Below are 13344 nucleotides of genomic sequence, written 5' to 3'. Positions count from 1 at the left end.
CGAATTTCTTTTTGACGCGAGAGATTGATCACTTCCAATGATTTGTTTTTTTAATTAATCATCATCAATGCCTATAAGTCGGATCAGCATGTACCATATTGAAACCCTGCTCTGGATCGAACGGCTCGGCACCTTTGCCGCTGCTGGCGAGCGGCTGAATACAACCCAGCCCACCATTTCGGCCCGGGTCCGCGAATTGGAGGCGCATTTAGGTGCGTCCCTTTTCCGTCGTGAGGGCAGAAGCATGACCTTGACACCGTCAGGCCGACAGCTTGTTCGCGATTGCCGAATGCTTTGGGGTGACATGCACACTGCCTTGCTGCGCTGCGGAGGTTATGGCGAAGCGAGCGGTGTTGTTCGCATCGGAACGGGCGAGATCGTTGCAGCAAGTTGCCTTCCCGCCTTTCTCTCCGCATTAAAGGCAGACATGCCTTTGGTCAGTCTTGAGCTTGAAATAGACCTTACTGCAAACCTCATTCAACAACTGCTCAAGGGTACGACCGATATCGCTTTTGCGGCCGGGCCGGTCGCCCATCCGTCGCTGCAAGTATGCCCGATCGGAGCAGTGGAACTGGTCTGGCTCGCTAGCCCTGAAGTAGCTGCGTCCTTTTGTGCAGCTTCGCCAGATCGTCCCGTTCCCGTTTGGTCTCTGGCCAGCCATTCACCGATACATGGCCGCATGCGGGAGGCTATCGCGGCATCGCGCATCGAGCAGCAGTCGCTCAACCTTTGCAATAACGCCAGAATGATGGTTGACATTGCGAAGGCGGGTGGAGGTATCGGCATTTTTCCTGAACCGATGGTGTGCGCGGATATGACCCGAGGCGATCTTGTAGAACTGGACGGGATGCCAGCGCTCGCACCTGTGGAGTTCCACGTTGCTATGCGCTCCTCTGACCCTGAGCCCTTGACCACAAAGATTTTCGAACGAGCGAGCCAATTGCGCCTGGATCAACAAAGCAGGTGATCAGGGCGTGGCTGGTGTGCTAGCGCGCCATGGTGTCTAAGAGCCTGTCTTCTTCCGACGTGGATCGCGAGCGGCCGAACCGCCGCCGGGAAATACTGGAGATTGCCGCGCAGCTGTTCGCGCGCAAGGGCTACAGGGGCACGTCGATGCGGGAAATCGGCGAACAGGCGGGTGTTCTGGGCGGATCACTCTACCATCATATCAAATCGAAGGACGCGCTGTTCGTTGAACTGCATAATGGGGCATTAGACGCGGCTCAGGACAGGATCGCTGAGGCCGTTGGCGCACAACATGATCCCTGGACGAAACTTGAAGCAGCCTGCGGGGCCTTTCTCGAAATCCAATTGGCGCCTGATTCTTTGACGCTGCCAATGATGAATGATTTCCGCGAAGTGCCCGAGGTGGTTCGCGAACAGCTAATTGCTCGGCGCGACCGGTTCGAAAAACTGTTCCGGGATCTAGTGGAAGGATTGCCATTGCCATCAGGAATAGATCGATCAATCTATCGCAATCTATTGCTGTCGCAGCTGAACTCGGTTTCGGAGTGGTATCGTCGCGGCAGGTTGAACTCTGCCCAAATTGCTGCCCAGATCGTCACGATATTCCGCCACGCATAGCTGATGGCATCAAACAACGAACCTCGCATCGTTGACTGTAACAGATGTTTGGTATAGACACAGGTGAAATTCTGGGGGATTTCCGATGTACAGTTATATTCCGCCGATCGATGATTACCGCTTCCTCCTGAACATGCTCGACTTCGATGCGGAGATGGCCGGGATCGGCAAGGATGTGGATGCCGACCTCGCCGCAGCGGTGCTGGAGGAGGCTGGGCGCATGTGCGCCGACCGTCTGCATCCGCTAAACCGCGAGGGGGACGAGCAGGGCAGCAAGCTGGTCGACGGAACGGTCCAAACGCCGCGTGGATTTGCTGAAGCCTGGCGCGATTTCGCGCGGACCGGCTGGACCTCCGTGTCAGCGGCGCCCGAATATGGCGGGCAGGGTCTACCCTTCATCCTTCAGCTCTGGCTGGACGAGATGGTATCGGCCACTAACCTCTCTTTTGGACTGTTCCCCGGCCTGACACGCGGCGCGTGCGAGGCGATTATGGCGCATGCCTGCGATGAGCTCAAATCCACCTATCTGCCGCGGATGGTCAGCGGTGAATGGACGGGCGCGATGGCGCTAACCGAAAGCGGCGCGGGCACCGACCTCGCTCTACTCAAGACCAAGGCAGAACCGCTGGGTGACGGCAGCTATGCAGTAACGGGCACGAAGATGTTCATCTCTTCGGGCGACCATGATTTCGGCGGCAATATCGTTCATCTAGTCCTCGCCCGCTTGCCTGACGCACCGGAGGGCGTGAAGGGGATCAGTCTCTTCCTAGTGCCTAAATATTTGCCCGATGCCCACGGCGACTTCACGCGGCCGAACGGCCTGTCGGTCGGGGCGCTGGAAAAGAAGATGGGCATCCATGCCCAGCCGACCTGCGTCATGAACTATGACGGCGCGACCGGCTGGCTGGTCGGCGCGCATCATCGAGGTCTGGCCGCCATGTTCACGATGATGAATGCAGAACGTCTGATGGTCGGCATCCAGGGACTGGGCATCGCTGGGGGTGCCTATGGGCAGGCTGTCGCCTATGCCAAGGAACGCTTGCAGGGCCGCAGCGCCGATGGTGCGCGCGGGCCGGTACCGATCATCGAGCATGCCGATGTGCGGCGGATGCTGCTCAACATCCGTGCCTTTGTCGAAGCGGGGCGGGCGCTCGCCGGCTGGACGGCATTGCAGCTGGGCCGGGCTCATGCTCACCCGGACGCAACCGAAAGGGCCAAGGCCGATGCGCTGGTCGCTCTGTTGACCCCCGTGGTGAAGGCGGCCTTCACCGACTTTGGTTTCGAAAGCGCGGTGCAAGCGCAGCAGGTATTCGGCGGCCATGGCTACATTCGCGAATGGGGTATGGAGCAATATGTCCGCGATGTCCGCATCGCCCAAATCTATGAGGGCACCAACGGGGTGCAGGCGATGGATCTGGTCGGGCGCAAGCTGGCCTTGGCCGACGGGTCGGTGGTCGAGGGCCTTTTCGCCTCCATCGCGGCGGATCTGGAGACAGCGGGCGACCTCGTCATCGCGGACAGGACGCGTGAGGCGCTGTCGCTGCTGCGCGGGGTGACGGCCTCGCTGCGGGGAGCGGGACTAGATGCGGCAGGAGCGGCAGCGGTCGATTATCTGCGGTTGTTCGCACTGGTTGCCATGGGATGGATGTGGACCCGCATGGCTGCGGCCGCCACCGACGACAGCGCGTTGCATCAGGGCAAGCGCGCGGTCGCCAACTTCTATGCTTTGAGGGTGCTGCCACAGGCGCAGGGCCTGGCCGCGACTATTGCCGGCGGCGAAGCGCCGATCATGGCAATGGGCTCCGACGCCTTCTGATCGAAAGGGAGATCATGTCTGTCGAGATGAGCCGTGTCGGCGCGACCATGGTGCTGCGCCTCAACAACGGTCCGGTCAATGCTTTGTCGGTCGGCAACGGCTTTGTGGAGGAGATCGGCGCCGCGCTCCGCTTGGCAGCGAACGATCCGGCCTGCCGCGCGATCGTCTTGGCAGGCGCAGGGCGGCTGTTCTGCGGCGGCGCGGACATCAGCGACTTCGAAGGTGATCCCGGGCGGATTGGGGAACTGCGGGAAATGATCGCACTGGTCGAGGCCAGCCAGAAGCCGGTCATCATGGCGATCCATGGCATGGCGCTGGGCGGCGGGCTGGAACTCGCGATGGCCGGCCATTACCGCATCGCGCAGGCCGGAACGCGGCTGGGCCTGCCCGAAGTGACGCTGGGGCTGTTGCCCGGCGCGGGAGGTACGCAGCGGCTGCCGCGGCTGATCGGCGCTGGCGCAGCGCTCGACATGATGCTTTCGGGCAAGCCGCTGATGGCGCAGCAGGCGCTGAAACTGCGACTAATCGATCAGCTCGTGGACGGCGATGTGGTGGAAGCTGCGCTAGAGACCGCACGCGTTGCCTTGCCTCCAATGCGACGAACTAGCGACCTCGCGATCCCTATCGACGCCGCGAAAGCGGTGGAGACCCGCCGCGCAAAGCTGCGCCCTGGCCTCGATATGGCGCCCGGCTACATCCTCGAATGCGTGGCTGGGCTGTCGGACGACCTCGCTGCAGGGTTGGCACGGGAAGCGGCGCTTTTTAGCGAATTGGTGCAATCGCCTGCCTCACGCGGCTTGCGCCACGCCTTCTTCGGGGAGCGGGCGGTCAGCAGAGTTCCGGGCCTTTCGTCGGATGCGCAACCGCGGGCGATCCAGCGGGTCGGCGTTGTCGGCGGCGGGCTGATGGGGACGGGCATTACCATCGCTCTGCTTAATGCGGGGCTGCCCGTGACTATGGTCGAACTCCGCTCCGAAGCGCTCGCCAAGGCGGAGGCGGCCATCCGTAAGACGCTGACCCGCGAGGTGGAGAAGGGGCGGATCGGCGCCGACGTGGCGGAAGCGCGCATCGCCGCCTTCACCCCTGCGCCCACGCTCAATGCGCTCTGCGAGGTCGATCTCGTCATCGAGGCCGCGTTCGAGGATATGGCGGTCAAGCAGCAGATATTCACCGGCCTAGACCCGATCGTCCGGCCTGATACGATCCTAGCGAGCAACACATCGACCTTAGACCTCGACGCCATCGCGGCCCTGACGCATAATCCCTCGCGCGTCGTAGGCCTGCACTTCTTCTCGCCCGCTAATATCATGCGCCTCCTGGAGATCGTGCGCGGGCGCGAGACGGCGCCCGATGTGCTGGCGACTGCCATGGCGCTCGGCAAGCGCATGGGCAAGGTCTGCGTCGTATCTGGCGTATGCGATGGCTTCATCGGCAACCGTATGTTCGAGGAATATCTGCGGCAGGTCTGGTTCATGCTTGAAGAAGGCGTGCTGCCGCATCAGATCGACGCCGCGCTGGAACAATGGGGCATGGCCATGGGACCGTGCCGGACGATGGATCTGGCAGGCCAGGACATAGGTTGGGCGATCCGCAAGCGCCGCGCGGTGGAGCAGCCCCATAGGCCCTATTCTGGCGTCATAGACAAAATTTGCGAGCTAGGCCGCTTCGGGCAGAAGACGGGGAAGGGCATCTACGCCTATCCCGACGGGCGGACGGCGGAGCCTGATCCCGAAGTAATCAAACTGATCGAGGATTATTCGGCCGAGATCGGTCTGACCCGTCGTGCCATCAGCAACGAGGAAATCGTCGAGCGCTGTCTGCTAACCCTCATCAACGAAGGCGCGCGGATTGTGGGCGAAAGGATCGCCAGTCGGCCGGTTGACGTCGATATGACCTTTCTGCACGGCTACGGCTTTTCTCCCGCAAGGGGCGGGCCGATGTTCCAAGGCGACCTGATCGGCTTGCCCGTGCTGCTGGATCGGCTGCGCAGCTATGCTGCGGGCCGCAATAGCTGGGCCTGGACGCCCGCTCCCCTGATCGAGCAGCTGGCGGCCGAAGGGCGCCGGTTCGAAGACCTTAACGCTTAGAGAGAGTCACAAACATGACGGACGTTTTTCTGCTGTCGGCGGCACGAACCGCCATTGGTAGCTTCGGCGGGTCGCTGAAGGATCAAAAGCCGGGTGAATTGGCCGCTCATGTCGCCAAGGCGGCGATCGAGCGGGCGGGCGTGGATGCGGCTCAAATTGGCAACGTCGTGCTGGGAAACGTCGTACATTGCGAACCGCGAGATGCCTATGCCGCGCGCATCGCTGCCATCGGGGCGGGCGTGCCGCAGGAATGCCCTGCGCTAACCGTCAATCGCCTATGCGGATCGGGCTTGCAGGCGATCATCTCTGCCGCGCAGTCGATCATGCTGGGGGACTGCGAAATCGCCGTCGGCGCCGGCGCGGAGGTGATGAGCCGCGCGCCCTATTTCCTGCCCGCTGCGCGCTGGGGCCAGAAGATGGGCGATGCGGTAGCGCAGGATGGCCTGATCGGCGCGCTGACCGATCCCTTCCAAGCGATCCATATGGGCGTGACGGCGGAGAATGTGGCCGCCCGCTACGGCATTTCACGGGAGGAGCAGGATGAACTGGCATTCGTGAGCCAGAAGCGCGCGGCCAACGCCATGGCGCAGGGCTATTTCAAGGATCAGATTGTGCCGGTCGATGTGCTGGTGCGTCGCAAACTCGTGCCGTTCAACACCGATGAGTTTGTCCGGGCCGACGCGGCAGTGGACGACTTCGGCAAGCTGAAGCCCGTTTTCCAGAAGGAAGGCACCGTCACGGCAGGAAATGCGTCTGGCATCAATGACGGCGCGTCGGCGGTCGTTCTGGCGAGTGCGGCGGCGGTGAGCGCCAGTGGTCTCAAGCCTTTGGCGCGGCTGGTGTCCTACGGCCACGCAGGTGTCGATCCCGCTTATATGGGCATCGGGCCGGTGCCTGCCACACGCAGGGCGTTGGAAAAGGCAGGACTGACCATCGCCGATCTCGACGTTATTGAGTCTAACGAGGCTTTCGCCGCGCAGGCTTGTGCTGTGTCAAAGGAACTGGGCTTTGATCCAGCAAAGGTGAACCCTAATGGCAGCGGCATTTCGCTGGGTCATCCGATCGGCGCGACCGGGGCGATTATCACTACCAAGCTGGTCCATGAACTGCGCCGTGTCGGCGCACGCTACGGGCTGGCGACGATGTGCATCGGCGGCGGCCAGGGGATCGCAGCGATTTGGGAGCGTGTCTGACTCCTGGTTCTGAGCGGATGGTCTTCAATGCGCTCAGAAGTCGGACTTCCAATGGGCGCAGAATAGATTTGTAACGGTCTTGTGCCGGTCACCTATCTCATTCTGCCACCTTGGCTTCGACCACGAGCGGGCTGATGCCGCGCAGAGATGAGTTCCGCCTTCAGGGTTTGAAGAACGTCTCAACAAAGGCGTTGTCGTAGCAATTACCCTTGCCGCTCATTGATGGACGCAGGCCGTAGGCCTGCAGCTTCTTTTGATAGGCGTAGGAGCAATATTGGGCGGATTCAACCGGTCGTCGCAACACCAAGAAATTGGAGGTTGTGAACATGGCAGGCCGTCGAGCATCAGAACGCTGCACCCGAGAGAGGTTGCGCTCCCCGGGGCGCCCACCTGCCTGGCAGCGTGAGCACCATTTCCGCTTCTGGCAAGCGATCGCTCGAGGGCGTAGCAGTGAAGATGCTGCTGCGGATGCCGGTATTTCGACACCGCTGGGGCCACGTTGGTTTCGGAGTTCGGGAGGTATGCCGCCAACACATTTGGCGCCATCGGCGCCAGCACTCAGTGGTCGATTTCTGAGCTTCCAGGAGCGAGAGGAAATTGCTCTCGAACTTGCGCGAGGTTTCGGGATCCGCGCCATTGCCCGCAAACTTGGACGTTCAGCCAGTACTATCTCGCGCGAAGTGCGGCGCAATGCCGCCACGCGTGGCGGCAATCTGGAATATCGCCCGATCGCCGCACAGTGGCACGCTCACCGCGCCGGCCGTCGCCCGCGCCCCGGGAAGCTGGCCAGCAATCCGGCATTGCGCATGTACGTGGAAGAACGCCTTACCGGTCAGATCACGGATGCTGATGGTATCGGCTTTGCCGGGCCGCAGGTGATATGGAAGAAGCGCCGTGCGGTACATCGACAAAGTCGACGATGGTCGGTGGCCTGGAGCCCCGAGCAGATCGCTCATCGGCTACGGATTGATTACCCTGAGGATCCCGCCATGCGCATCAGTCATGAGGCCATCTATCAGTCCCTCTATATTCAGGGGCGAGGCGCCTTGCGTCAGGAGTTGACGGCATGTCTGCGCTCGGGTCGGGCTCTACGAACGCCGCGTGAACGCGCACGAGGGCGCGGAAAATCCTTCATCGGTGACGCCATCATGATCAGCGAGCGTCCTGCGGAAGTCGAGGATCGGGCAGTTCCCGGGCATTGGGAAGGCGATCTCATCCTCGGACTGCATAGCTCGGCGATCGGCACCCTGGTCGAACGAAGTTCCAGATTCACCATGCTGCTGCATTTGCCGCGAGAGGACGGATATCAACATGGACAAGGCATCAGGAACCGCCAACCGCTGGCCGGCCATGGGGCAGAAGCTGTCCGCAAAGCCATCGTCCAATCCATGCGCGAACTACCGGAGAAGCTCCGGCAATCGCTGACTTGGGACCAGGGAGCAGAGATGGCCCAGCACGCAAAGCTCAAGATCGACAGCGGCTTGGAAATCTACTTCTGCGACCCGCAAAGCCCGTGGCAACGCGGATCGAATGAGAATACCAACGGCTTGCTACGACAGTACTTCCCTAAGGGCACCGACCTTAGCCGGCACTCCATAGGCGATCTCGACGCCGTTGCTCACGCGCTGAACACGCGTCCACGGAAAACGCTTGGCTGGAGAACCCCCGCAGAAGTCCTCGACCAGTTCCTGGTCGCACAGTATGAAGCCGGTGTTGCGACGACCGGTTGAATCCGCCTTGGCTGCCCCGATCGGAGTGGAAAATGCAGCCCTCGGGCGGCTGACGCAGCCGCACCGCCATGTCCAGCGCCCGGATCGCCAGATCCTTTTTAATCCTGTCGCTGACCGCCCAGCCAACGACACGGCGGCTATGCAGGTCGAGGATGACGGCAAGATAGAGCCAGCCCTCCTGTGTCCAGACATAGGTGATGTCGCCGGCCCATTTGCGGTTGGGCACATTGGCGGCAAAGTCACCGTCGAGCCAGTTTGCCGCGACACCAAGGCGATGGTGGCTGTCCGTCGTAACCTTGTGCTTGCGCGTGCGAACCGGCTTGATCCCGTTGATCCGCATCAGCCGCCCCACACGACGCTCGCCGACGTCGAGCCCTGCTTCCTTCAACTCCATCGTCATTCTCGGGCGACCGTAGCTGCCAAGGCTCAGGCTATATTGCTCCCTGATATGGGCCAGCACCTTCATGTCCGTCCGCTCCCGGCGACTGATCGGACGCGAACGCCAGGACCGATAGCCGTGTTCGCTGACGTGCAACACACGACACATCAACTCCACCGGCCAACGGTGCCGCCAGCTGTGCACAAAGGCGAACCTCACGGCCTTTGGCTCGCGAAGAACTGGGTGGCCTTTTTTAGGACTTCCCTCTCCTCCCGGAGTACACGGTTCTCCAGGCGGAGCCGTTCATTCTCTCGCGCCAGATCTGCCTGCGGCGCTGCCACCAGGTCAGACGGACGATAATGCGAAACCCATTTGTTCAGCGTCGACTTGCCGATCCCCAAATCCGACGCGACCCGTTCGCGCGGCAACCCGCTGGTCAGCGCAATGCGTACCGCCTCCTGCTTGAACTCTTCACTATGCTTCATCATTTCGTCGGTCTCCTTGAACGAGCCTTAAACTCTCAAGTGACCGGCACAAAACCGTTACATCTGTGGACGCCCCTTCAGACGCAAGCAGAAAATTGGGTTCGGCGCGTAGTCGGATGCTGCCATCTGTCCGGCCTCATTTTGCAGAATGTACTGCAGGCCTGTATGGGAGTTCGCGGGTCAAATCCAAATCAAGTCCGCGTGCTTTGTGCACATTGTAACGGTCTGGTTTTTTGACCGCGTCTCGCCGACTGTTGTGCCATACCCTCCTTCGACCGACCGCGTCTTCCGACGACCTCTGGTGACTTTGGCGCGCTATACCGCCATTGCCACCGGAGCTTTGTAATCCTCTTCCTTCGTGAGCAGCGCCCATACGATCCGCGCTGTCTTGTTCGCCTGCGCCACTGTCACCAGCATGCGCGGCTTGCGAGCCAGCATTCGAGCAAGCCACGAACCTTCGGCCGCACCGCGCTTGCTGGCCTGACGCACAACAGCACTACTGCCGATGATCAGCAATCGCCGCAGTGTGCGCTCACCCATCTTGGATGTCCGTCCCAGCTTGGTTTTGCCGCCTGTAGATTTCTGCAGCGGCGTAAGGCCAAGCCAGGCGGCAAAGTCACGCCCCCGTTTGAATGTCGCTGCAGCAGGTGCGAGTGCCGTTATCGCTGTCGCTGCTATCGGCCCAACGCCCGGTATGGTCATCAGCCGACGAGCGACTTCATCTTCACGGGCTCGCCGCGCAATTTCCTTGTCGAGTTCCGCTATCCGGTGGTCAAACTCCTCAAGTATGCCGAGCATGACGTGGAACATCTCTCGCGCAGCCGGTGGTAGCGACGCGGTGACCGCATCATCGATCAACTCGCTAAGCTGCGCTACCCAGCTTGGACCTTTCGGTGCAACCCAGCCATATTCAGCCATGTGCCCCCGAATCGCATTAATCGTTTGCGTGCGTTGCCGGACAAGCAGATCGCGGGTCCGGAATACCAGTGCCGAGGCTTGCTGCTCCTCGCTCTTCACCGTCACAAACCGCATGTTCGGACGTTGCGCTGCCTCGCAAATCGCCTCGGCATCAGCGGCATCGTTCTTCTGTCGCTTCACAAACGGCTTCACGTAGGCTGGCGGAATCAACCGAACATCATGTCCCATACGGATCAGCTCCCGCGCCCAATGATGCGCCCCGCCGCAAGCTTCCAGCGCCACAAGGCACCTTGGCTGGGCAGCGAAAAAGGACAGCAATTTACCACGCGTAATCCGTCGGCTGAAAACCTGAAGCCCGTTCGCATCGGCACCGTGAGCATGAAACACATTCTTTGCGATGTCCAAACCGATCGTGCTAATCTCCAACATGGACGCCTCCTCAAGTGGTGTTCAACACCTCCACTATGGCACATCGATGCCGCCGGGGGGCGTCCACCCCATCAAGTCCACCATATCCTTCAGCGCAATCGTGCGCCGAGCCGTTGATTGAGCGAACAAAGGTGAACCACCAGTCTCACATGAGGATGGGGCGTAGGGGGCAGGTGGTGCAACAGCTTGTTGCACAATTGCTTCCGGGGCCCCGTCATCAAGTTTGTAGAAGGGGAAAACCTACCGATCCGCGTTCCGGTATGTCCGACAGAGCATCGAGGGTGGCTTGATCCGCAACATCCTTACAAAACATATCCAGGACAATTTGTACGCACGCCAACGCAGGATACTCAAAAGTTTCGCCCGTGCCCTCCCCGCTCCGCAATGGGATCTCGCGCAAGCCCTCAGGGGCGCGATATGTTCGATTTTTTCCTGCCCTCGGGGCCTCGAAAATCGTTATTCCCAGCCCTAGCCTAAGCGCAGGCAGTTCGCTATCTTAGCGGGGTCTGCTGTAAGAGGTTGGATTGATAGGGTCATGACAACGACGACGGTTAAAGTCCGGCGCCAAGCGCGCGCACGCAGGGTGAAGTTTGGTGACGTTGTTATCACTGCGCCCGCACCGCAGCGCGATCTGATCAAGGCTAACATCGCTCAAAGCACTGCGGCGCTGGCCCGTGCCGCGCGGCGTCTTTCTAAACCGGGTGTTGTCATTCGCGCCAAAAAGGGCGTGCCGCTATTTTCGCTTGATAGTGAGAATCCCGATGTCGTTATCAGGACTCTCGATGGCAAGACTGAACGTGGTCAATTGGTAGACGGCATATTCCACGCGATCGCTTAACTTCCCCTGTTGAGGCGCTCCAGGAAATTCGGGAAGCGCAGGAAGCCACTCAGAAGCCCCTTGCGATCGTGCTTGCTGGCCATAATGGGTCCGGCAAATCGACGCTTTGGCGGCGCAGCCTTGCAGACGTGCTACGAATTCCGCTCGTTAATGCCGACCGGATGATGCTTTCCATCCTGCCGGAAGCCAACTCCGACGGCACACTGCCTGAATGGGCAATCTCGCTCCGCGATTCGGAGAAAGCTGGATGCGTGTCGCCCAGCAAGGCGTCCAAGCCTTTGTCGGTCATGCAATGAATGCGAATGTACCGTTCGCTATGGAAACGGTCTTTTCACATTGGCATGTCGCCGCAGATGGAACCGTCGATTCCAAAATATCACTTATCAAGGATATGCAAGCAGCCGGCTATTTCGTCCTTCTCATCTTTGTCGGCCTGACCAGCGAAAATCTCTCAATTCTTCGCGTTCAAACTCGCGTCGCCGAGCATGGTCACGCCGTCGATGAAGCCAAGCTGAGAAGCCGTTTTCCCCGCACGCAAAAGGCAATCGCTGAAGCGCTGAAACATGCCGATGCCTCACTTCTCACCGACAACAGCCGAACCGCAGATTTGGCGTTCACGGTCTGCCGCGTAGAGATAGCTGGTGAGGTCACTTTTGATTGTCGCCGCGGTGAGGGGCACGCGCCCCCAAAAGCGATTACGGGTTGGCTGGATGTGATTAGCCCACGGTTATTAGATACATAGAAATAGATTGCGACGCATCGCAGTTCGTGGGTGAGATAGCAGTACCTTCTTGCGTCGCCGTTTATCCTCCGGTGGTCGTTCCAAGATAACCGCCGGGACATTTTTTGTTCGCCTTAGATTTAGCCGACGTACATGGGCCGCCGATCGCAAACTTTTCGCTTTTCTCGACCCATGACGGCCGTTCAGCGGCCGATTTTTTGATTGTCAGGTGCGGAAGGGCCCCTTTCAATCTTGGGCACTCGGGGCTGGCCGTATGAGGAATGACCGGGAGGAGCAGTTCGCCTGAGCTCAGCGAAATGCCGAAGGGCTCTGAACTTTTCCAGAGCTGATGAAATATCGCCAACCCTATGCAAATACTATGAAGATGGCCGCTGCTCGACCTCGATAAGAAATGGTCATCGCTCCTATCTGAAACCCTTCACGAAAGCGCTGCGGACATCCGCGCGGCACATCTTTGGGGAAATCGGCATGACCAGGATTATAGTCCTCCCATCCCTTCTGCGCTCGGCGCTGGCGCCAGCTGGGTAGAAGGAAAAAGACGATGCAGGATCTGTTCTGGATCGGCGCATTGCTCGGGTTGGTGACAGTGACGCTGACCTATACGGCTTCCCGCTGTTCGCCATCCTCGCCGTGTTCGTTGCGGGGCTGATGGTCGGCCGCACGCCGGAATATGTCGGCAAGAAGATCGAGGCGCGAGAGGTCAAACTGGCTGTGCTCGCTATCGCCATACTACCGCTCTGCATCCTTGGCCTGACAGCGGTGAGCGCCGTTCTGCCCGCAGGTCTCGCTGGGCCGCTCAACAAAGGGCCACACGGATTTTCGGAAATGCTCTACGCCTATACTTCCGCAACCGGCAATAACGGGTCTGCATTCGCTGGGCGGACGGACGGCACGCCCTTCTACAATGGCCTGCTTGGTATCGCGATGTGGCTGGGGCGCTTCTTCGTGATCGTGCCGATGCTGGCGATCGCGGGCAGCCTTGCCGCGAAGAAATACACGCCGGAAAGCGCAGGCTCCTTCCCGACAACGGGCGGCCTCGTCGGATCAGCTTCCGCTGCTCGCGCGAATGTCCGCATTCAATAGGAGGTGCCGTGCGCTCGCTGAACCCTTAACTTGATTATTTGACTGGATGCAAATTGGACA

The 13344-nt window shown here is 60.2% G+C and carries 9 protein-coding genes and 3 pseudogenes; 9 read left to right on the top strand and 3 right to left on the bottom strand.

Annotated elements, in window-relative coordinates; translation table 11 throughout:
- Positions 1 to 67 precede the first annotated feature (67 nt).
- From ACWNC0_RS06550 to bktB, 5 genes are all read left to right on the top strand, one after another.
- The gene (locus tag ACWNC0_RS06550; protein ID WP_449470438.1) at positions 68 to 967 is read left to right on the top strand and encodes a LysR family transcriptional regulator; all 900 of its coding nucleotides are present in this window, start codon (positions 68 to 70) and stop codon (positions 965 to 967) included.
- Positions 968 to 996: 29 nt separating this feature from the next.
- Positions 997 to 1584, top strand: coding sequence for a TetR/AcrR family transcriptional regulator (locus ACWNC0_RS06545; protein WP_449470436.1), 588 nt, complete (start codon positions 997 to 999; stop codon positions 1582 to 1584).
- A gap of 85 nt (positions 1585 to 1669) precedes the next feature.
- Positions 1670 to 3400: an acyl-CoA dehydrogenase gene (locus ACWNC0_RS06540; protein ID WP_449470435.1), complete on the top strand. Its 1731-nt coding sequence runs from the start codon at positions 1670 to 1672 to the stop codon at positions 3398 to 3400.
- A gap of 14 nt (positions 3401 to 3414) precedes the next feature.
- Positions 3415 to 5487, top strand: coding sequence for a 3-hydroxyacyl-CoA dehydrogenase NAD-binding domain-containing protein (locus ACWNC0_RS06535; RefSeq protein WP_449470433.1), 2073 nt, complete (start codon positions 3415 to 3417; stop codon positions 5485 to 5487).
- 14 nt (positions 5488 to 5501) lie between these two features.
- Positions 5502 to 6680 (top strand): beta-ketothiolase BktB, encoded by a 1179-nt coding sequence (gene bktB, locus ACWNC0_RS06530; RefSeq protein ID WP_449470432.1) that lies wholly within the window; start codon positions 5502 to 5504, stop codon positions 6678 to 6680.
- A gap of 146 nt (positions 6681 to 6826) precedes the next feature.
- Here the strand turns inward: bktB and ACWNC0_RS06525 are convergent.
- Positions 6827 to 6960 (bottom strand): annotated as a pseudogene (locus tag ACWNC0_RS06525) (IS3 family transposase); the annotation flags it as partial.
- 46 nt (positions 6961 to 7006) lie between these two features.
- Between ACWNC0_RS06525 and ACWNC0_RS06520 the strand changes: the two are divergent.
- Positions 7007 to 8410 (top strand): IS30 family transposase, encoded by a 1404-nt coding sequence (locus ACWNC0_RS06520; protein ID WP_449470393.1) that lies wholly within the window; start codon positions 7007 to 7009, stop codon positions 8408 to 8410.
- Positions 8411 to 8417: 7 nt separating this feature from the next.
- Here ACWNC0_RS06520 and ACWNC0_RS06515 read toward each other — a convergent pair.
- A pseudogene (locus tag ACWNC0_RS06515) lies at positions 8418 to 9277 on the bottom strand (IS3 family transposase); the annotation flags it as partial.
- 312 nt (positions 9278 to 9589) lie between these two features.
- On the bottom strand, positions 9590 to 10621 hold the full coding sequence (locus ACWNC0_RS06510; RefSeq protein ID WP_449470391.1) for an IS110 family transposase: 1032 nt from the start codon (positions 10619 to 10621) through the stop codon (positions 9590 to 9592).
- Between the two features lie 535 nt (positions 10622 to 11156).
- On the opposite strand from ACWNC0_RS06510, the gene ACWNC0_RS06505 reads away from it, so the two are divergent.
- The 3 genes and pseudogenes from ACWNC0_RS06505 to ACWNC0_RS06495 form a co-directional block, all read left to right on the top strand.
- Complete coding sequence (locus ACWNC0_RS06505; protein ID WP_449470319.1) at positions 11157 to 11459, top strand: hypothetical protein; 303 nt, start codon at positions 11157 to 11159, stop codon at positions 11457 to 11459.
- Positions 11460 to 11706: 247 nt separating this feature from the next.
- A complete protein-coding gene (locus ACWNC0_RS06500) occupies positions 11707 to 12201 on the top strand; it encodes a hypothetical protein (RefSeq protein WP_449470318.1) in 495 nt (164 codons plus the stop codon).
- Positions 12202 to 12792: 591 nt separating this feature from the next.
- Positions 12793 to 13239, top strand: a pseudogene (locus ACWNC0_RS06495) (potassium-transporting ATPase subunit KdpA); the annotation flags it as partial.
- Positions 13240 to 13344: the final 105 nt, after the last annotated feature.

It is taken from the genome of Sphingobium chungangianum, assembly GCF_977014255.1.
This window is presented reverse-complemented; position numbering and strand designations above follow the sequence as displayed.

Excerpts from the sequence above, each read along its gene's own strand:
- ACWNC0_RS06550 (WP_449470438.1), top strand. The coding sequence starts at position 68 with ATGCCTATAAGTCGGATCAGCATGTACCATATTGAAACCCTGCTCTGG.
- ACWNC0_RS06545 (WP_449470436.1), top strand. The coding sequence starts at position 997 with ATGGTGTCTAAGAGCCTGTCTTCTTCCGACGTGGATCGCGAGCGGCCG.
- ACWNC0_RS06540 (WP_449470435.1), top strand. The coding sequence starts at position 1,670 with ATGTACAGTTATATTCCGCCGATCGATGATTACCGCTTCCTCCTGAAC.
- ACWNC0_RS06535 (WP_449470433.1), top strand. The coding sequence starts at position 3,415 with ATGTCTGTCGAGATGAGCCGTGTCGGCGCGACCATGGTGCTGCGCCTC.
- bktB (WP_449470432.1), top strand. The coding sequence starts at position 5,502 with ATGACGGACGTTTTTCTGCTGTCGGCGGCACGAACCGCCATTGGTAGC.
- ACWNC0_RS06520 (WP_449470393.1), top strand. The coding sequence starts at position 7,007 with ATGGCAGGCCGTCGAGCATCAGAACGCTGCACCCGAGAGAGGTTGCGC.
- ACWNC0_RS06510 (WP_449470391.1), bottom strand. The coding sequence starts at position 10,621 with ATGTTGGAGATTAGCACGATCGGTTTGGACATCGCAAAGAATGTGTTT.
- ACWNC0_RS06505 (WP_449470319.1), top strand. The coding sequence starts at position 11,157 with ATGACAACGACGACGGTTAAAGTCCGGCGCCAAGCGCGCGCACGCAGG.
- ACWNC0_RS06500 (WP_449470318.1), top strand. The coding sequence starts at position 11,707 with ATGCGTGTCGCCCAGCAAGGCGTCCAAGCCTTTGTCGGTCATGCAATG.